The organism is Streptomyces sp. CB02980, assembly GCF_014451325.2.
In the GTDB taxonomy this organism is placed as follows: domain Bacteria; phylum Actinomycetota; class Actinomycetes; order Streptomycetales; family Streptomycetaceae; genus Streptomyces.
This window is the reverse complement of record NZ_JACSCH020000014.1, coordinates 1-18385: the sequence shown is the minus strand read 5'-3', so window position 1 is coordinate 18385 and position 18385 is coordinate 1. Positions and strand designations below refer to the sequence as shown.

The following is an 18385-nucleotide window of genomic DNA, read 5'->3' as shown; positions in this document are numbered from 1 at the left end:
CGGTGCGTGCCGTCCTGTTCGACCTGGACGGCACCCTGGCCGACACCCCGGGCGTCATCGCCCGGCTCACCGTCGAGGTCCTCGCCGGGCACGGCTTCACGCCCGGCGAGGACGAGGTCCGGGCCACCGTGGGCCGGCCGCTCGACCAGAGCCTGGCGCGGCTGACCGGGCTGTCGGCCGAGGACCCCGTCGTCCGCGACGCCATGGCGGAGTACGGCCGGCGCTTCGGCGAGCACGTGCGTGCGGCCGGGCCCGACCTGCTCTACCCCGGCGCGGCCGGGCTGCTCGACCGGTTGAAGGACGAGGGGCTCGCGCTGGCCGTGGCCACCTCGAAGGTGTACGCGGCGGCGGCCGCGATCGTGAAACTGACCGGTGTCGACGACCGCTTCGACGCCCTCGCGGGAGACGACACGGCGGCGCGCGGAAAGCCGCACCCGGACATGGCGCTGCATCTCGCTTCGGTGCTCTCCGTCGACCCGGCCTCCTGTGTCGTCGTGGGCGACGGGCTGCCCGACGTGGAGATGGGCCTGGCCGCGGGGATGCGGGTGGTCGGCGTCTCGTACGGGGTGACCGGGGCCGCGGAGCTGACGCGGGCCGGTGCCCACACCGTGGTGGACAGCCCCGCGGAGATCGCGGCAGCCGTTCTCGGCCTGCCGTGAGCCCTCCGGCCGGGTCCGGACCGGCGCGCAGCCTGTCCGGACCGGCACGCCCCCTGCCCGGACGGGCGTGAATCCTCCCCGGGCGGCCGTGAATCCGAAGAACCTGCAGAAGGGTCCGTCATGGCGCGCAAGCGCATCATCACCACACTGCTCCTGAGTGCCGCGCTGAGCGCGGCCACCCTGGCCGCGCCCTCCGCCCCGGCGGGCGCCGCCGAGACCACGAAGGGCGGCCCGCGCCCCTACCGGGTCGTCTGGGACGACTTCCGGCACGGATTCCGCACCACCGGCGCGGACGCCCCCTGGTTCCAGGTCGCGGGCGGCGGCTACCGGGCCGACGACGGGATCGTCACCACCTCGGGCCGCGGCCTGCAGGTGCGCTCGCGGGGTGTCAACCCCCGCACCGGCGAGCCCGCGTTCACCCAGACGATCCCGCAGATCACCCCGAGCGGGGCGCCCGGTTCCGGCGACCACGCCAAGTGGCTCGCCTACACCAGCCACACCTCCTCGCACGGCTTCCCGGGCTTCGACGCGGTGCCCGGCCAGGTGCTGTCCTGCGAGACCACGCTGTCCGGCCGCACCTATGGCACCGCAGGGCATCCCTTCGGTGACGCGGTCGCGGACGGCGAGGACGATCCCCGGCTCGCCTCGGTGATGCTGAACACCATCGACAGCGAGACGTCGACCGCCTTCGACTTCGTCGTCACCAACAAGCGCATCTACGCCTTCTACGGACGGCCGACGTTCGGGCGGGCGACCCTGGGCGACTACGCCTCGTTCGCCCACACGGTGCCGCTGGCGACCCGCAGGCCGGGCGCCGTCCACAAGCTCAAGATCGCCTACGACCGCTCGGCGGGACTGGTCCGCTGGCTGATCGACGGCCGCGAGGTGCTGCGGGTCGACCGCATCGGCTTCCGTCTGGACCGCAGGACGCTGACGCTCGACGAGGGCGGTGTCGAGGGCAGGGTCGCGCCGCGCCAGCTCAACTGCGGGATGGGGCTGCTGTCCCTGCTCGACGGCTCGTACCCGACGGGCAAGGGGCTTGTCCGGCTCTCCGTCCACACGAACTACTTCGAGCCGTCGGTCGGCGAACCGCGCCAGGAGTCCTTCGTCGACGAGCGCAGCGCCGAGGGCAGCCGGATCTACGGCCAGGGCGGCGAGTTCCGGATGAAGAACCTCGTGGTGTCGAGCGTCAGGAACCGTCGATGACCCCGCTGTGGGAGGACGACTTCCAGGACCCGGGGGCCACCGCCGGCCGCTGGGCGCCGATGACCCTCGGCCCCTTCGTGCCGGACGACGCCGACATCCACGTCACGCCCTCGGAGGGGCTCAAGGTGTCGGCCCGGGCCAGCCACCCGGTGACCGGGGAGCCGGCGTTCACCAACACCCTCGGGCAGGAGGACGCGCCCGGCGCGCTGCCCGGCGCCCTGGACGCCGTCAAGTGGCTGGTCTACGCGAACGTCACGACCCCGGGCGGGCTGCCCGGCTTCGAGGCCCCCGAGGAAGGTGAACTCCGCTTCGACGCCCTGCTGTCGGCCCGTACGTACGGCACCGGAGGTCACCCCTTCGGCACGGCGGTCGAGGAGCCCGGGGCCGACTTCCGGCTGGCGACGGCGGCGATGAACGCCGCCGACGTCGAGACCGGCCTCGCCTTCGACTTCTTCGTCACCGACCGGCGGATCTACGCGGTGCACGAGCGGCTCCCCATGCTGCGCCCGCACCTCGGCGGATACGCCGCCTTCACGGCCGTGGTCCCGGTCGGCGACCGGGAGCCGGGCGACACCCACCGGCTGACCCTCGCGTACGACCGCTCCGCGGGCCGGGTGCGCTGGCTCGTCGACGGCGAGGAGCGGCACCGCGCCGAGCACCTCGGCCGGGTGCCGGACCGCCGGTTCGTCGTGCTCGACCACGGCGGCGAGGACACAGAGGTGACGTCTCGTCAACTGAACGGCGGACTGGGGATGTTCACCGCACTCGACTGCGCCTCGCCGGACGGCGGCCCCGCGCTCGTCCGGCTCACCACGGCGGACGGGCTGTACCGCGCGACGGACGGCGGCGGCCTGCCGCAGGTCTTCCTGGACGACAAGAGCCTGCCGGGCAACCGGCTGTTCGGCCAGGGCGCGGCACTGAACGTCCGCCGGTTCACCGTCTCGGCCGTCCCGGCGGGACGGTGAACGTCGCCGGCGCGTGGACGCTCGTCTCGTATCTGGACGTGGACGGGACGGGCGGCACCACGGAGGGCCCGCTCGGACCCGCGCCGAGCGGACTGCTGCTCTACAGCCCCACCGGTCACATGTCGGTCAGCATGGGGCGGAAGGACGCCCCGCCGTCCGGCGACGCCTTCATGGGGTACGCGGGCCGCTGGCGGCTGACGGACGGAGTGATGGTCCACGAGATAGACGTCAGCTCGCACGCGCACATGAGGGGCACCACCCAGCTGCGGGACGTGTCCCTGGCCGGCGACCTGCTCACGCTCGGCGGGACGGCGCAGGTGGGCGGACGCCCCCAGCGGCGCGTCCTGACCTGGCGCCGGAGCTGAACGGAACACCGTACGCAGAGAGTCGAGGAGGATCGGCATGCCCACGTACAAGGACGCCCCCGAGGGCTGGTGGCGCGAATTCATCATGGCGGACCCGCCGCGGACGGCGAAGGCCGCCGTCGTCCGCAAGGACGGCAGCCCGCACGTCGTGCCGGTCGGGGTGATCCTCGACGGCGACGAGATCGTCTACACGATGCAGAAGGACAGCGTGAAGGGCCGCTCGCTCCAGCGGGACGGGCGGATCGCGCTGCTCTGGGACGACGAGCGGCCCCCGTTCTCCTTCGTGCTCGTCCGGGGCCGGGCGACGCTCGACGAGAACGTGGACGAGCTGCGCCGCTGGACGGCCCGGATCGGCGGCCGGTACCACGGCAAGGCGCGCGAGGAGGAGTTCTCCGACCGCTTCACCATCCCGAACGGGGTCGTGGTCCGGGTGAAGATCGAGCAGGTCGTGGCCCGGGTGGACCTGTCGGACACGGTGAACGTCAAGCCGGCGGACTGACCGTCCGCACGCGACGAAGGGCCGGACCCGCTGGAGAGCGGGTCCGGCCCTTCGTCGCGTGACGCCGGCGGGTCAGCCGCCGAACAGGTCGTCGGCGACGGCCCGGCGCACCGTGGTGCGGCGGTCGTCCGTCTCCCGCCAGCGGTCCCCGTAGATGGCGTCGGTCATCGCCGGGAAGCGGAGGAAGTCGTGCGGGAAGCCGACCGGGACACGGCTGGCCTCCTCGAGCTCCGCCAGGTGCGCGGGGTCCAGGGTGACCTCGCCGGCGGCGAGGTTGTCGACGAGCTGGGACTCCTTGGTGGCGCCGATCAGCGGCACGACCGTGCCGGGCCGTGAGCGGAGCCAGGCGAGCGCCACCTGGGCAGCGCTCCAGCCGCCCTCCTTGGCGATCCGCACGACCTTCTCGACGATCTCGTCGCCGGGTCCGCGGCCCTCGCCCCACGGCACATGGTCGAGCCGGCCGGGCTCGCCGGCCAGGTACTTGCCGGTGAGCCGCCCGTCGGCGAGCGGCCCCCAGGCGAGCACCGGAAGGTCGAAGGCGTGTGCCATGGGGAGCAGTTCGCGCTCCGGGGTGCGCTCCAGGAGGTTGTAGCGGATCTGCAGACCGGCGAAGGCGGACCAGCCGCGCAACTCCGCGAGGGTGTTGGCCTGGGCCACCTCCCAGGCCGGCCAGTCGGAGACGCCCACGTAGAGCACCTTGCCGGCGCGGACCTGGTCGTCCAGGGCGCGCATCACCTCGGGGACCGGGGTGAGGGTGTCACGGGCGTGCACCCACAGCAGGTCGATGCGGTCGGTGCCGAGCCGGCGCAGCGAGGCGTCGAGCGAGGCGACCAGGTTCTTGCGGTGGTTGCCCGCCGAGTTGGGGTCGCCCGGCCGCATCTGCATCGTGTACTTGGTGGTCAGGACGAACTCGTCCCGCCGGCCGGCCAGCAGCTCGCCGAGGGTGGTCTCGGCGGAGCCCCGGCCGTACTCGTTGGCCGTGTCGAGGACGTTGCCTCCGGCCTCGGCGTACCGGTCGAGGATGCCGGCGAGGGTCGTCCTCGGCAGTTTCCAGTCGTCGCCGAAGGTGAGGGTGCCGAGGGCGATCTCCGATATCCGCACCCCGGTCTTGCCCAGCAGTGTGTACCGCATCAGTCCGCCAGGCGCCGCACGGCGACGACGGGGATGCTGCGCTCGGTCTTCGACTGGTAGTCGGCGAGGGCCGGGACCTTCTCCGCCGACTCGGCGTAGAGCCGGTCGCGCTCGGTGCCCTCGACGACGACGGCGGTGGCCCGGTAGACCTCGGTGCCGGTCTCCACGGTCACCTCGGAGTTGACCAGGACGTTGTGGTACCAGGAGGGGTTCTGGGGGCCGCCGGCGTTGGTGGCGAAGATGAGGGTACGGCCGTCCTCCTCCACGTACATGACGGGGCAGACGCGGCGGCGGCCGCTCTTGGCCCCGGTGTGGGTGAGGAGGACGAGCGGCGCGCCCTCGAACATGCCGCCGACCTTGCCGCCGTTGGTCCGGAACTCCTGCACGACGGGGATGTTGTAGTCACCGGGCTCGCCGGCGACGGGGGTGATCAGCTCTGTGTTCGACATGACGTCTTCCTTTTCAGGAGCTCGCTGGTTCTCGGAGGTTGTGCCACAGAAGACTCGAAGGTGACTCAAGCCGGGGTCTCGACGGGTGTCTTCCCGGCCGGTTCGGGCGCCCGCACGGCGACCAGGACCGTGACGGCGACCCCGGCGACGAGCAGGGTGCCGACTCCGGCGCCGAGCCGGAAGCCGGTGGTGCCGCTGTCGGCGGTGCTCCAGACGAGGGCGCCGAGGGCGGAGCCGAAGGCGACGCCCAGCTGGCGGACGAGGTTGGTGGTGCCGGCCGTCATGCCGAGCCGGTCGGGCGGCGTGTTGCCCATGGCGAGCACCTGGTTCTGGCCGTTGAACAGGCCGAACCCGAAGCCCAGGACGGCGAGCCGCCAGGCGAGGGAGGCGGCCCCCGAGGAGCCGTCGACGGTCAGCATCAGGGCGGCGCCCGCGGCCGTCAGGAGGGCCCCGGTCAGGGCCACGCCCCTGGCTCCGAGCCGGTCGGCGGCCCGGCCGCCGAGGAGGCCGGCGACGGCCGTGGAGACGGCCAGCGCGATCAGGGCGAGCCCGGTCGTGCCGGCCGTGACGCCGAGGGTGTCCTGGAGCAGGAACGGCAACATGAACATGATCAGGAAGATGCCGAGGTAGGCCAGGAGCAGGGCCAGATGGGGGCCGAGGACGCCGGGCGACCCGACGAGGCGCCGGACCGCGGCGGACTCCTTCCGGCGGCTCCAGGCGACGACCAGGGGCACCGCGAGCAGGGCCAACTGGCCCCAGGCCGCGCCGCGGTCGACCGCGAAGGTGAGACCGAGGAGCACGGCGACTGCGGCGCCGCCCAGGGTGAGGGCCTCGACCAGCCAGCGGCGCTCCGGCCAGGGCAGCCGCTCCCCCTTGGGGAGTTCGCGGGCGGCCAGGGCGATGACGAGCGCGGCGGCGGGAACGCCGAGGTAGAAGATCCAGGGCCAGTCGGCGTGTTCGACGATCTGGCCGCCGAGGACGGGCCCGGCGAGGCCGCCGAGCGTGCCGAAGAGCATCACGAGGCCGAAGGCGCGGCCGCGCGCCCCGGGGGCGACGGCGACCGTGGCGAGGACCGGGGTCAGCGCCATCATCACGACGGCGAAGCAGCCCTGGACCACCCGGGCCGCGATGAGCCAGCCGATACTCGGGGCGAGCCCGCAGGCGACGGAGAAGAGGGCGAAGCCGCCGCAGGCCAGGGTGAGGGCGCGCCGTGGGTCCGCCAGGTCGACCCAGCGTCCGGCGCACAGGCTGAGGCCGATGAGCGGGACGGCGTAGGCCAGGGAGACCCACTGGACGATCTCGGTCGTGGTACCGAGGTCCGAGCGGATGGTGGGCGCCGCGACGCCGACGACGGAGGCGTCGAGCTGGGCGACGAAGACGGCGAGACCCGCGGCCGTCACGAGCCACCAGCGGCTCGGCGCGGGCGCGGCGGGCGTACTCATGGGGCCTCCTCGGGACCTGGCGGTCGGTTGCGGGGGGGGGGAGCCGGAGCGCACGGACGGGGTACGGCGGGATGCGGAGGCGGTACGGCCGACAGCCGGGCGGCGGTCGGTTGCCGGGCGACGGCAGCCGGGCGACCGGCGGACGGACCGCCGGGCAGTGACGGCCGGACGACCGGCGGACGGCGGACAGCGGACGGCGGACAGCGGACGGACAGCCGGCAACCGGCAACCGGCAACCGGCAACCAGACAGTCGGGCATCCCGTCGGCCGGACCGCCTGACCGCCTGACGGACCGACTGCCGGACCGACGGTTGGCCCGGACCGCCGTCCGGCCGGACCGTCCGCCCTGAACCGGAGCACCCTCCGTTTACGAGCGTATACGGAGACTCCTCCGCTTCACAACTCGAAGCGGAGAACTCTCCGATATGCTCGGGCCATGACCGAGCCGACCCCCGAGAGAGCCGACGCAGCCCGCAACCGGCGCAAGATCCTCGACGTCGCGGCCCGCATCGTGGCCGCGGAGGGCGCCGCCGATCTCTCCCTCGACGCCGTGGCCAAGGCCGCAGACGTCGGCGTCGGCACCGTCTACCGCCGCTTCGGCGACCGGGCCGGACTCGTCTTCGCCCTCCTGGAGGACCGCGAGCGCCGGTTCCGCGAGACCCTGTGCGGCCCCCCGCCGCTGGGCCCCGGAGCCCCTCCCCTGGAGCGGGCCCGCGCCTTCCTCCACGCCCTCGTCGACCTCGTCGTCGAACAGCGCGAACTCCTGCTGCTCGCCGAGGCCAGCGCCCCGGCCGCCCGCTACGCGAGCGCTCCGTACGGCGCCCAGCACGCCCACCTCGCCGGGCTCCTCACCGAGCTGGCCCCGGACCGTGACGGCGCCTGCCTCGCCGACGCGCTGCTCGCCCCCTTCACGCCCAGCCTCATCGCGTACCAGCTCGACGAACGGGGCTTCGGCACCGACCGCATCAAGGCCGGCCTCGACGACCTGCTCCGCGGGCTCGCGCCCGGCTCCTGACGTCCCGGCCCCGAATCGATCCCTCCTCGAGCCCTGCGCGACCGCCGCCCGCCACCGTGGGCAGGACTGTGCGCAAGGCCGAAAAGGAGGCATCGACGATGCTGGACAATCTGCCCCCACGCCCGGAGTCGCCCCTCGACACCGGGGTCGCGGTGAGCGCCGTGCGCGCCGCCGAGGTGGCGGGCCGCCTCGCCGCCGAGACCGAGAGCCTGCGGCGGCTCCACCCCGAGGCGATGCGGGCCGTGCTCGACGCCGGCTTCGCCCGCCACTTCGTCCCCGTCGAACACGGCGGCCGGGCCGGGAACTTCGAGGAGCTGACCCGCGCGGTCGTCACCCTCGGCGAGTCGTGCACCGCCACCGCCTGGTGCGCCTCGCTCGCGGCGAACCTCGCCCGGATGGCCGCCTACCTTCCCGCCCAGGGCCGCAAGGACGTGTGGGACGAGGGGCCCGACACCCTCGTCGTCGGCTCCCTGTCCCCGTTCGGGACCGCCCAGCGCGCGCCGGGCGGCTACCGGCTGACCGGCCGCTGGCCCTACATCAGCGGCGTCGACTTCGCGGACTGGGCGCTGCTGTGCGGCACGCTCACCGGCGACAGCGCGCCGGTCCCGCTGGTCTTCGCCGTGCCCCGCGCCGACTTCGAGGTCATCGAGAGCTGGGACAGCGTCGGCATGAGCGGCACCGGCAGCAACACCGTCGCCGTCGACCTGCTCCTCGTGCCGGCGGAGCGCACCTTCCTCCGCGCCGACCTTCTCTCGGGCCGGCCCTCGGACTCCGAGGCCCCCTGTCACACCGTGCCCCTGGAGGCGGCGAACGGGCTGTCCTTCGCCGCCCCGCTGCTCGGCGCGGCCCGCGGCACCCAGCGGGCCTGGACGGAGCACGTGGCGGCGAAGACGGCGGCGCTGGCCGGGCGGACCGGAGGCCCGGGCCCCAGCCGCGCGTCCTACGCCGACACCCTCGCCCGTTCGGTCGCCGAGATCGACTCCGCGCAGCTGCTGCTCGAACGCTGCGCGGCCGTCGCCGACCGGGGGGCGGCGGTGACCCGTCTGGAACGGACCCAGAACCTGCGCGACTGCGCCTACGCGGTGGAGCTGCTGGTCTCCGCCGTCGACCGGTTCTTCCGCACGGCCGGGACGAGCGGCCAGCTCACCGACCGGCCGATCCAGCGTTTCTGGCGGGACGTCAACTCCGGCTCGACGCACATCGCGCTGCAGTTCGAGGCGGCGGCGGGAGCCTACGCGGAGCAGCGGCTGTGAGCAGCACGACCAGCAGGCCGTCCGCTGCGGCGTAACCGCCCTCCAGCGGCGGCAGCCCCGCGGCGCCCCACGACGCCGCGGGGCTGCCGGGCGCTCCGGGACTGCCGGGTGCTCGGAGGCTGCCGGGTGCCGCTGGGCCACCGGGCGCCGCGGCCCGCGGGTCCGCCGTCGCCGGCTGCGACGACCTGGTCGGCGCAGACGACTGCGGCGGCCGGGCCCGCGGGTACGGCCGGCCGTTCGCCCGCCCCGCCACCTCCCGCACCCCGACCGGCCGCACGGTGACCGCCGAGCGCTCCGGGTGGAACCGGACCTCGGCGGAGTGGAAGCCCAGGGGGACGCGCGCCAGCGGGTACCAGGCCTTGTACGCCGCCTCCTTGACGCAGAACAGCAGCGTGTCCCACGGCAGGCCGGGGGCGGACGGCAGCGCGGCGAGACGGGCGCGCTCCTCCGGCAGGGCGATCCGGCGCAGCACCCCCGGACGCAGCGCGACGGCCGGCTCGGCGTCGATGCCGAGCGCGACCGTCGCACCTGCCGGGCCCACGACCGCCGCGCGATAGCCCGCGCGGTGGGTGATGCTGCCGACGACCCCGGTTGGCCAGAGCGGTTCGCCGCGGCTGCCGCGCAGCAGCGGACCCGGGACGGCGCCGAGCCCGAGGAGCGCCCGGCGGGCGCACATCCGCGCCGTGGCGAACTCGGTCCAGCGCGCGTCGACGACGCCCTCGGCGAGCTGCTCGTCCTCCTCGGCGTACAGCCAGGGCAGCGGCCCGGGGCCGAGGACCTCGGCCCCGGCCGCCCACGGGGGCAGCAGGCCGGCCAGCGGTCCCGGGCCGCCGGCCCGACCGGTGGAGCCGCCGGTGTTCACGCGTAACAGGTGGGCAGCACACCGCCGTTGAACTCCACCAGCTCCCCGAAGATCCCCACCACGTCGAGCGGGCCGCCCAGGGGTTCGCCGGCCAGCTCCGCGTACGCCCGGTGGAGGTTCCCGACGAGCCGCTCCGGATCCTGCCAGTGGCCGAACGGTCCGGGGGCGTACTCCCGCGCGGTCTGCAGCGGGGTCAGTCCCTCGGCCCGGCCCCGCTCCGCGATCCGGCGGACCCAGCGCAGGTACTCCGCCGTCTCCCGCAGCACCTCGGGACCGGAGACCGGGCCGTGGCCGCCGACGATCACCCGCGGGCCGAGTTCGCCGAGCCGGTCGAGGGTGCGCAGGCTGCCCTCGATCGAGCCCATCAGGACGAACGGCGTGCAGCCGGGCATGACGACGTCGCCGGCGAAGAGGACCCGCTCACGGGCCAGCCATACGAGGGTGTCGTTGGTGGTGTGCGCCGGGCCGGGGTGGAACAGCTCGGCCCGGCGCCCCTCCCCCAGGTGGAGGGTGAGCCGGTCCTTGTACGTGAGGTGGGGCAGGGTCACCGACACGTCGCCCCAGTGCACCCCGGGCCACAGGCCGGTGAGGCCGAGCCCGGCGGCGGCGGCCTCGTCGCGCAGCCGCTCGTGGGCGACGACGGCCGCCCGGCCGTCGCCGACGACGGCGTTGCCGAAGGTGTGGTCGCCGTGGAAGTGGGTGTTGACCACGAGACGGACGGGCGCCGGAGTGAGCGCGCCGACGGCCGCGCGCAGCGCGCGCGCCCGGTCCTCGGTGGCCGTGGTGTCGACCACGGTGACACCGTCGTCGCCGATCAGCACCCCGGAGTTGCTCACGCACCAGCCGCCGTCGGGCTGGATGTACGCGTACACCCCGGGGGCGAGTTCCTCGGTACGGGGCGGCCCGGGGGCCACGCCGGGCTCCTCGGTACGGGGCGGCCCGGGGGCCACGCCGGGCTCCTCGGTACGGGGCGGCCCGGGGGCCACGCCGGGCTCCTCGGTACGGGGCGGCCCGGGGGCCACGCCGGGCTCCTCGGTACGGGGCGGCCCGGGGGCCACGCCGGGCTCCTCGGTACGGGGCGGCCCCGGCGGTGCGGCGGGCGCCGACCGGTCCGGGGCCGCCCCGGGCAGGGTCTCCGTCACCGGACGGCCTTCCCGAGGCTCTCGACGTGCCGCCGCGCCTCATCGAGGGTGCGGCGGCTGTTGCCGCCGAGGGCGTCGCGGACCAGCCGGCGAGCCGCCTCCAGGGTGGTGCCGGGGCCGAAGACCCCCTCCAGCGCCCCGGGATCGAGCGCCACCTGATGCCGGGCGGTCACCAGGGTGCCCCCCGAGGTCTCCTCGAAGAGCCACTCGCCGGTGTGGCCGATCAGCCCGCGGGGCACGGTGGTCTGCTTGTAGACGATCCGGCGGTCGGCGAAGCAGAGCCGCACCGACTGGGTGGCGTGCACCGAACCGTCGGCACCCTTCGTCTTCATGTCCATGGTCTGCACCTCGACATCGGTGCCGGCCGGGGACTCGGGCGCGGTCTCCACGTCGAGCGCGGCCACGTGCGGCAGCCGGGCGGGCCACAGGTCGGCGCGGTAGAGGAAGTCGTACACCTCGTTCACCGGGCCGTCGACGAGCAGTTCGTCGCTGAAGGAGAAGATCAGCTCCTCGGGGGCCTGCGGGCGCTCGGCCCAGGCCTTGACCGCCGCGATCTCCTCCTTGCTGTTGTGGTCGAGCGCCGCCTCGATGCGGTCGCCGACCTCCTGGCCGCCCTCGGTCGCCCACGCGTGGTGCAGCGCGAGCCGGTGCGTCGCCGCGGGGGTGCCGGGCTCCGTACCGAAGGACCAGTGGCCGCTCATCCGGACGATCGGGGCCGAGGGCTCCTGCTGGGCGAAGTCCACCCGCAGCGCCGCCGGATCGAGGGTACGGCGCGAGGTCCAGCTGCGTACCCCGGTCCCGACCACCGCCCACAGCCGGATGCGCTCGTCGGTGGCGCCCAGGCCGGCGAAGGGACGCGGCGGCGTCTCGACGGCGGGCTCCGCGCCGGCGGCGGAGGGCGAGGCGGGCCCGGCGGCCGGCACGGCCTCCGCCGGGGCCGCGTCGAGCACCTGCGACCAGATGCACGGCGAGAAGAGCAGGGGCCAGTGCAGCACGTCCGCGACGAGCCGGTACGCGTTCTCCGGCGGGGCGTCCAGGTCGGCCGTGTGCACGGCGGAGCGGGCGTCGGGTCCGGGCATGGGGGCTCCCATCAGTAGTTCCCCAGTCCGCCGCAGACGTTGAGTGCCTGCGCGGTGATGGCGGCGGCGGTGTCCGAGACGAGGTAGCCGACGAGCCCGGCGACCTCTTCCGGTTCGGTGTAGCGGCCGAGCGGGATCTTGGCCTCGAAGCGCTCCAGGACGGCTTCCTCGGTGGTGTCCCAGATCTGCGCGTAATGGCGGCGGACGTTCGCGGCCATCGGGGTCTCGACGTACCCCGGGCAGACGGCGTTGACGGTGATGCCGCTCTTGGCGAGCTCCAGGCCGAGGGCCTTGGTGAAGCCGACGACGGCGTGCTTGGAGGCCGAGTACGGGGCGCCGAAAACGACGCCCTGCTTGCCGCCGGTGGAGGCGATGTTGATGATCCGGCCGCTGGACAGCTCGCGCATCCGGCCGGTGGTGAGGACCTGCTTGGTCACCAGGAACACGCTGTTGAGGTTCGTGTCGATGACGTCGTACCAGAGCTCGTCGGGGATCTCCGCGGTCACACCGCCGCCGCTGCGGCCGGCGTTGTTCACGAGTACCTCGACCGGGCCGTACCGCTCGACGGCGGCCGCCACCCAGTCGCGCACGCTCTCCGGCGAGGTCACGTCGCACGCGGCGCCGTCCGCCTCGTAGCCGCGGCCGCGCAGGTCCTTGACGGTGTCGGCGACGGCGGACGCGTCGCGGGCGCAGAGGAAGACCGGGTGCCCGCGCTCGGCGAGCACCGAGGCGACCGAGAGGCCGATGCCCCGGGTGGCTCCGGTGACGAGGGCGACACCGCGTCCGCCGGGTGCTGATGTGGTCATGGCTGCTGCTCCTCGTACGGGGAGAGGGGAGAGGGAAGAGGGAGGGGGAGAGGGAGACGGAGAGGGAGGGCCGGAAAGGAAGGCGGCACGCCCGCCGTCGCGTTCCCGTCCGCACAGTCCGGGAACACGACGGCGGGCGTCACGTGACCGCGACGGCCACGCTGCGCCGGGCGTCACGCGGCGGTGGGGGCCACCACGTTGACGTGGTCCAGGAACTCGCGCGGCGTCACGATCGACGTGACCTCGTCGTCGGTGAGTTCGGCGCCGAAGCGCTGTCCGGCGAGGGCCGCCGCCTCGAGGAGGGCGAGGGAGTCGTAGCCGAGGTCGGTGAACGGGGTGTCGAGGGCGTCCGCGGCCAGGCCGGTCGTCTCGTCCTCCCCCGCGCACTCGGCGAGGATCTTCTTCAGGTCGTCGAAGGTCATCAGGCTCATGTCGGACCTCTCTGCGGTCTGGTCGGATGGGGAAACGGGTCGGAGCAGACGGAACGATGGGTGGGGTTCAGCGGGCGGAGCGCGGCGCGCGGACCACGACGGCCGAGTTGAAGCCGCCGTAACCGCGGGCAAGGACCAGGGCGGTCCGCACCCGCGCCGCGCGCGGCACGTCCCGCACCAGGTCGAGGCGGTGCCGGGGGACCGGTCGCTCGATGTGGAAGGTGGGCGGCAGGACGCCGTCGCGGATGGCGAGCAGGGCCGCCGCCACGTCCAGCGGCGGGCCGCCTCCGGTGAGCCGGCCGGTGAGCGTCTTGGGGGCGGTCACGGGCACGCCGTACGGCCCGAAGATCTCCTCGACGGCGGCTGCCTCGGCGTCGTCCAGCTCGGGGACGGCCGCCGCGTCGGCGAAGACCACGTCCACCTCGTCGGGCGTGACACCGGCCCGTTCGAGGGCGGTCCGGGCGGCGCGTCCGAGACCGGCCGGCCGGCCGGAACCCGGCTTCGGATCGAAGGTCGCCCCGTAGCCGGCGATCTCGCCGTACGTCGTGGCGCCGCGCGCGGCGGCGGAACCGGCGTCCTCCAGGACCAGGATCGCCCCGCCCTCGCCCGGCACGTATCCGGCCGCCCGCGTGTCGAAGGGCAGGTAGGCGGCGCGCGGATCGGTGGCGCGGGAGAGCCGGCCACTGGCGATGTGCGAGACCAGACCCCACGGGTCGAGCGCGGACTCCACTCCCCCGGTGACGGAGAGGACTCCGCCGCCGCGCAGGGTGCGGCAGGCGTGGCCGATGGCGTCGAGGCCGCCGGCCTGCTCGCCGACCAGGACGCCGCTCGGGCCGCGCAGACCGTTGCGGATGGAGATCTGGCCGGTGTTGACCGCGTAGAACCAGGCGAAGGACTCGTAGACGCTGACGCGCTGCGGGCCCTCCGTCCAGAGCTTGCGGATCTCCCGGTGGGTGAACTCGAAGCCGCCGGTGGCGTTGGAGGTGACGACGCCGATCCCGTACTCGGGCATCGCTTCGAGGTCCGCGCCGGACTCGGCGAGGGCGCGGTCGGCCGCGGTCAGCGCGAGCCGGGTCACCCGGTCCGTCTGGGGCAGCAGCCGGCCGGGCAGGTGCTCGGCGGCGTCGAAGCCGGTGATCCGTCCGACGAGGGTGGTGGGGTACGAGGAGGCGTCGTAGTCCTCCACGGTCCTGATCCCGTGCTCGCCGCTCAGGGTGGCCCGCCACCAGCTCTCCGTGTCGAGGCCGTTGGGGGCGATCACCCCGATGCCGGTGACGACGGGGGCGGACTGCTCCGCGACGGTCGACGCGACGGTCGACGCGCCGGCGGTCGTGACCGGGCCGGTCGCGGTGGTGCCGGTCGTGGTGGTGCCGGTCGTGGTGGGAGCGCTCATCGGCCCGCCTCCTCGCGGGTGAGGACCATCGCGGACTGGAAGCCTCCGAAGCCGCTGCCCACGCTGAGGACGGCGTCGACCTTCCGCTCGCGCGCCTCGTTCGGCACGTAGTCGAGGTCGCACTCGGGGTCGGGTTCGTGCAGGTTGGCGGTGGGCGGGACCACTCCGTGCTCCATGGCGAGGGCGCAGGCCGCGATCTCGATGGAGCCGATCGCGCCGAGGGAGTGACCGACCATCGACTTGATGGAGCTGATCGGGACGTCGTACGCGTGGGCGCCCAGGGTCTCCTTGAACGCGCCGGTCTCGTGCCGGTCGTTCTGCTTGGTGCCGGAGCCGTGCGCGTTGACGTAGTCCACGCCCTGCGGGGCGAGTCGCGCCTCGTTCATGGCGTGCCGGATCGCCTCGGCCATCTCGCGGCCGTCGGCCTTGAGACCGGTCATGTGGTACGCGTTGCAGCGCGTGGCGTAGCCGCCGATCACGCCGTAGATGTGCGCGCCCCGGGCCTTGGCGTGCTCGACCTCCTCCAGGACGAACATCGCGGCACCCTCGGCGAGGACGAAGCCGTTGCGCGTGCGGTCGAAGGGCCGCGAGGCGTGCTCCGGGTCGTCGTTGCGCGGCGTCGTCGCCTTGATCGCGTCGAAGCAGGCCGCGGCGATCGGCGAGATCGGAGTGTCGGCGGCGCCGGCGATCATCACGTCGGCGCTGCCCTCCGCGATCAGATCGCGGGCGTAGCCCACGGAGTCGAGCCCCGAGGTGCAGCCGGTGGACACCACCGTCGCCGGGCCCTCGGCCCCGCACGCCCACGCCACCTCGGCCGCGAGCGAGCTCGGTACGAACGCGTCGTAGAGGTGCGGCGAGACATAGCCGCTGTCCACCTCCCACAACCGCCCGCTGTCGCTGAGCACGAGGTACTCGCGCTCGAGGCCGGTCGTACCGCCGACCGCGCTGCCGACGCTGACCCCGACCCGGTGCGGGTCGAGTTCGGCGAAGTTCAGTCCGCTGTCGGCCAGGCACTCGTGGGCGCTGACGACGGCGAACTGCGCGGCCCGGTCCATCCGCCGGATCTCCCGCGGACCCAGACCGTGCCGCTCCGGCACGAAGTCCACCTCCGCCGCCACCTGGGAGCGAAAGCGCGAGGCGTCGAAGAAGGAGATGGTCCGCGTCGCCGTGCGTCCGGCTGTCAGCTGCTCCCAGAAGGCCTTCTTGCCCACACCTCCCGGTGCCACTACTCCGATGCCGGTGATGGCCACACGTCGGTTCACTGGACGAGCCCCCTCCTGAGTGGACGATGTCGACGACTGTGTGCGGGCGCCCTCAAAGCCCGCTCGAGTCCCGCTGGCGTGAACTGCGCGGCCTGCCAAGGGACTTGGGCGACGCCAGCGGGGTTCCGGCTCCCTCCAGCGCGGTTCCAGTCCCCGTCGAGGGGGCCCGGCGAGGCTGGGGCCGCCCCTCCGGGCCCGCCGGGTCCGGACGCCCGACCCGGGAGGCCGTGAAGTGATGTCCCGCCGCACCGTCCTGCTGCTGCCCGGCCAGGGTGCGCAGCGCGAACGCATGGCCGCCGGCCTGTACGAGGCGGTGCCGGAGTTCGCGGCGCCGATGGACTCCTTCCTGGCGGCCCTGGGGCCGGAGGGCGCGCGGCTGCGCGAGGAGTGGCTCCGGCCCGCGCCCAACCCGTCGCTCGACGACGCCCTGGTGTCGCAGCCCCTGCTCTTCGGAGTCGGATACGCGCTCGGCCGGTGCGTGACGGCGTTGAGCGGTCACGCCCCCGACGTCCTGCTCGGCCACAGCGTCGGCGAGCTGGCCGCGGCCGCCCTCGCCGGGGTGTTCTCACCCGAGGACGCGGCGCGGGTCATGGCCGCCCGCCGCACGGCCCTGGCCGGCCGCACCGGCGGCGGCATGCTGGCCGTCGGCGCCGCGGTGGCCGACGTGGAGCCGCTGCTCACGCCGGGGGCGGCGGTCGCCGCGATCAACGGACCGCGGCAGACGGTCCTCGCAGGACCCTCCGATGCCCTCGCCCGGACCTCCGAACGGCTCGCGGCGGCAGGAATGGTCGTCCGCGCACTGCGCTCCGGACACGCCTTCCACTCGCCTTCCCTCGCCGGGGCCGCCGAGACATACGCGCGGGCGCTGTCCCAGGTACCGCTGCGCGCCCCGGAAGGGGCGCTGCTCTCGACCCGTACGGCGCGGTGGCTGCGCACGGAGGAGGCGGTCGATCCCGCGTTCTGGGCAGGGCAGTTGGCGCTGCCGGTGCTGTACTGGCCCGCACTGCGGGCGCTGCTCGACGGCACGCCCGACGGGCCCGGCACGGGGCTGATCCTGCTCGACGCGAGCGCGGACCGCTCGCTGACCGCCCCCGCACGCCGGCATCCGTCCGTCAGGTCGGGAGCGAGCGTGGTCGTCCCCCTGCTGGCGGGACCGGCCGACGGCGACGACCTCGGCAGTCTCGGGGAGGCCCTGGACGTCCTGGCGGGCCACCGGGTCCGGACGTCCCCGCACGTCCGGACCCGTGCGGCTCAGGCGACCGCGAGCTGATCGGAGACGTACGCGATGAGCGCGGCGGGCGTCTTCAGCTCGTCGAGCTTCTCGTCGGGGACGGTGACGGGGAAGTCGTCCTGGATGCGCACGACGATCTCGTAGACCGTGAGCGAGTCGTAGCCGAGATCGGCGAACTCCGTGTCCAGGACGGACTCCTCGAGCGCGGCGGCCTCGGCGCCGTCGAAGCAGGCGTCCACGATGACGCGGAACTCGGCGAGGGTGAAGGCGGCGGTCATGGACGGTCCTCCAGAGAATGGGTGACGATCAGTTGGCGATCAGAGGTGGGCGACGATCAAGGGTGGGCGACGATCAGCAGTGGACGAGGATCGGCGCGTGTCACGGTCGCCGAGCTCCCTCGAAGCGTGCTCGAACAGGGCTCGGACGGGCCGGGGAGGTCCGCGGCGGCCGGGGCGGGCGGTGGGCTCAGCCGTCACTCGATCACCTCTCTAGGCGCTCGGGGCACGCTCGGGGCCCACGTCGAGCACCGCACCCGAGGGAGCACGCACCATGGCCGAGACCGTGTCCACGCCCGTGACCGCCGATGTGTACGTGGAGGTCCAGCAGTTCTACGCACGGCAGATGCGTCTGCTCGACGGCAGCGACTTCGCGGGCTTCGGAGCCACGTTCACCGAGGACGGCGTGTTCACTCCCGCCGGTGCCGGCGCCCTGGAGGGCCCCGCGTTGATCTCCAAGGCCGCCGAGGCGGCCGCGGGCCGTTTCAACGGCGGGCAGCCGCGCCACTGGTTCGACATGCTCACGGTGGAGAGCGACGGTGACGCGGCCCTGCACGCCGCCTACTACGCCGTCGTGAGCGTCACCGCCGCCGACGGCTCCAACCGGCTGGAGCAGAGCGTCACCGTCCAGGACGTCCTGGTCCGCACCGAGGCCGGACTCCGCAACAGCTCCCGCGTCATCCGCCGCGACGACCACCTGGCCGCGGACGCAGCCGCCTAGGGCCTGTCCGGCGGATCACGGCCCCGGCCATGATCCGCCGGACAGGCCCTAGGAGTCGCGAGCCGCCGCAGTCTCCCCACCCGCACCGCAGAAAGGCTCTCCGTGACCTCCACGCACCCCGCCCCCACCGCGAATGCCATGCGCCGTGCTCTGAAGCGGGCCAGGGACGGGGTCGCGCTCGATGTCGGTGAGGCGGCCG

The 18385-nt window shown here is 74.2% G+C and carries 20 protein-coding genes; 9 read left to right on the top strand and 11 right to left on the bottom strand.

What is annotated here, in order from left to right; genetic code table 11:
* The first annotated feature begins 2 nt into the window (after positions 1 to 2).
* From E0F75_RS26615 to E0F75_RS26595, 5 genes are all read left to right on the top strand, one after another.
* On the top strand, positions 3 to 659 hold the full coding sequence (locus E0F75_RS26615) for an HAD family hydrolase (protein WP_229313367.1): 657 nt from the start codon (positions 3 to 5) through the stop codon (positions 657 to 659).
* 120 nt (positions 660 to 779) lie between these two features.
* Positions 780 to 1865 carry a DUF6081 family protein gene (locus tag E0F75_RS26610; protein ID WP_229313365.1) on the top strand — a complete coding sequence of 362 codons (1086 nt, stop codon included), beginning with the start codon at positions 780 to 782 and terminating at the stop codon, positions 1863 to 1865.
* Entirely contained in the window at positions 1862 to 2830 is a 969-nt protein-coding gene (locus E0F75_RS26605) for a DUF6081 family protein (RefSeq protein ID WP_229313363.1), read from the top strand. Before E0F75_RS26610 ends, E0F75_RS26605 begins: the two co-directional genes overlap by 4 nt.
* Positions 2827 to 3195, top strand: a complete 369-nt coding sequence (locus tag E0F75_RS26600; protein WP_229313361.1) for a lipocalin-like domain-containing protein — start codon at positions 2827 to 2829, stop codon at positions 3193 to 3195. The genes E0F75_RS26605 and E0F75_RS26600 overlap by 4 nt, the downstream gene beginning before the upstream one ends.
* 37 nt (positions 3196 to 3232) lie before the next feature.
* On the top strand, positions 3233 to 3694 hold the full coding sequence (locus E0F75_RS26595; RefSeq protein ID WP_229313359.1) for a PPOX class F420-dependent oxidoreductase: 462 nt from the start codon (positions 3233 to 3235) through the stop codon (positions 3692 to 3694).
* A 72-nt stretch (positions 3695 to 3766) separates the two neighbouring features.
* Here E0F75_RS26595 and E0F75_RS26590 read toward each other — a convergent pair whose 3' ends face one another.
* The 3 genes from E0F75_RS26590 to E0F75_RS26580 all read right to left on the bottom strand — a co-directional run bounded on the left by E0F75_RS26590 (position 3767) and on the right by E0F75_RS26580 (position 6716).
* Positions 3767 to 4825, bottom strand: coding sequence for an aldo/keto reductase (locus E0F75_RS26590; protein ID WP_229313358.1), 1059 nt, complete (start codon positions 4823 to 4825; stop codon positions 3767 to 3769).
* On the bottom strand, positions 4825 to 5274 hold the full coding sequence (locus E0F75_RS26585) for a nitroreductase family deazaflavin-dependent oxidoreductase (protein ID WP_229313356.1): 450 nt from the start codon (positions 5272 to 5274) through the stop codon (positions 4825 to 4827). Before E0F75_RS26585 ends, E0F75_RS26590 begins: the two co-directional genes overlap by 1 nt.
* A 65-nt stretch (positions 5275 to 5339) precedes the next feature.
* Positions 5340 to 6716, bottom strand: a complete 1377-nt coding sequence (locus E0F75_RS26580) for an MFS transporter (protein WP_229313354.1) — start codon at positions 6714 to 6716, stop codon at positions 5340 to 5342.
* Between the two features lie 436 nt (positions 6717 to 7152).
* On the opposite strand from E0F75_RS26580, the gene E0F75_RS26575 reads away from it, so the two are divergent.
* Together E0F75_RS26575 and E0F75_RS26570 are read left to right on the top strand one after the other, a co-directional pair.
* Positions 7153 to 7731 carry a TetR/AcrR family transcriptional regulator gene (locus E0F75_RS26575; protein ID WP_229313352.1) on the top strand — a complete coding sequence of 193 codons (579 nt, stop codon included), beginning with the start codon at positions 7153 to 7155 and terminating at the stop codon, positions 7729 to 7731.
* A 98-nt stretch (positions 7732 to 7829) separates the two neighbouring features.
* On the top strand, positions 7830 to 8984 hold the full coding sequence (locus E0F75_RS26570) for an acyl-CoA dehydrogenase family protein (protein WP_229313350.1): 1155 nt from the start codon (positions 7830 to 7832) through the stop codon (positions 8982 to 8984).
* Here E0F75_RS26570 and E0F75_RS26565 read toward each other — a convergent pair.
* From E0F75_RS26565 to E0F75_RS26535, 7 genes are all read right to left on the bottom strand, one after another.
* The gene (locus E0F75_RS26565) at positions 8911 to 9846 is read right to left on the bottom strand and encodes a 4'-phosphopantetheinyl transferase superfamily protein (protein ID WP_229313348.1); all 936 of its coding nucleotides are present in this window, start codon (positions 9844 to 9846) and stop codon (positions 8911 to 8913) included. The two genes, E0F75_RS26570 and E0F75_RS26565, sit on opposite strands and share 74 nt — an antisense overlap.
* Positions 9843 to 10760, bottom strand: a complete 918-nt coding sequence (locus E0F75_RS26560) for an MBL fold metallo-hydrolase (protein WP_229313680.1) — start codon at positions 10758 to 10760, stop codon at positions 9843 to 9845. Before E0F75_RS26560 ends, E0F75_RS26565 begins: the two co-directional genes overlap by 4 nt.
* Positions 10761 to 10984: 224 nt before the next feature.
* Complete coding sequence (locus tag E0F75_RS26555; RefSeq protein WP_229313346.1) at positions 10985 to 12067, bottom strand: aromatase/cyclase; 1083 nt, start codon at positions 12065 to 12067, stop codon at positions 10985 to 10987.
* Between the two features lie 11 nt (positions 12068 to 12078).
* Entirely contained in the window at positions 12079 to 12873 is a 795-nt protein-coding gene (gene fabG / locus E0F75_RS26550; RefSeq protein ID WP_229313344.1) for a 3-oxoacyl-ACP reductase FabG, read from the bottom strand.
* Between the two features lie 173 nt (positions 12874 to 13046).
* Positions 13047 to 13304, bottom strand: coding sequence for a phosphopantetheine-binding protein (locus E0F75_RS26545; RefSeq protein WP_229313342.1), 258 nt, complete (start codon positions 13302 to 13304; stop codon positions 13047 to 13049).
* A 67-nt stretch (positions 13305 to 13371) separates the two neighbouring features.
* Positions 13372 to 14697 (bottom strand): ketosynthase chain-length factor, encoded by a 1326-nt coding sequence (locus E0F75_RS26540; protein WP_229313341.1) that lies wholly within the window; start codon positions 14695 to 14697, stop codon positions 13372 to 13374.
* Positions 14694 to 15959 carry a beta-ketoacyl synthase gene (locus tag E0F75_RS26535; protein ID WP_073904102.1) on the bottom strand — a complete coding sequence of 422 codons (1266 nt, stop codon included), beginning with the start codon at positions 15957 to 15959 and terminating at the stop codon, positions 14694 to 14696. Before E0F75_RS26535 ends, E0F75_RS26540 begins: the two co-directional genes overlap by 4 nt.
* A gap of 235 nt (positions 15960 to 16194) precedes the next feature.
* On the opposite strand from E0F75_RS26535, the gene E0F75_RS26530 reads away from it, so the two are divergent.
* Positions 16195 to 17229 carry an acyltransferase domain-containing protein gene (locus E0F75_RS26530; protein WP_229313340.1) on the top strand — a complete coding sequence of 345 codons (1035 nt, stop codon included), beginning with the start codon at positions 16195 to 16197 and terminating at the stop codon, positions 17227 to 17229.
* Here the strand turns inward: E0F75_RS26530 and E0F75_RS26525 are convergent.
* Positions 17211 to 17468, bottom strand: coding sequence for an acyl carrier protein (locus tag E0F75_RS26525; protein ID WP_229313339.1), 258 nt, complete (start codon positions 17466 to 17468; stop codon positions 17211 to 17213). The genes E0F75_RS26530 and E0F75_RS26525 overlap by 19 nt on opposite strands.
* A 271-nt stretch (positions 17469 to 17739) precedes the next feature.
* Here E0F75_RS26525 and E0F75_RS26520 point away from each other — a divergent pair, with 271 nt between their 5' ends.
* On the top strand, positions 17740 to 18186 hold the full coding sequence (locus tag E0F75_RS26520) for a nuclear transport factor 2 family protein (protein WP_229313337.1): 447 nt from the start codon (positions 17740 to 17742) through the stop codon (positions 18184 to 18186).
* Positions 18187 to 18385: the final 199 nt, after the last annotated feature.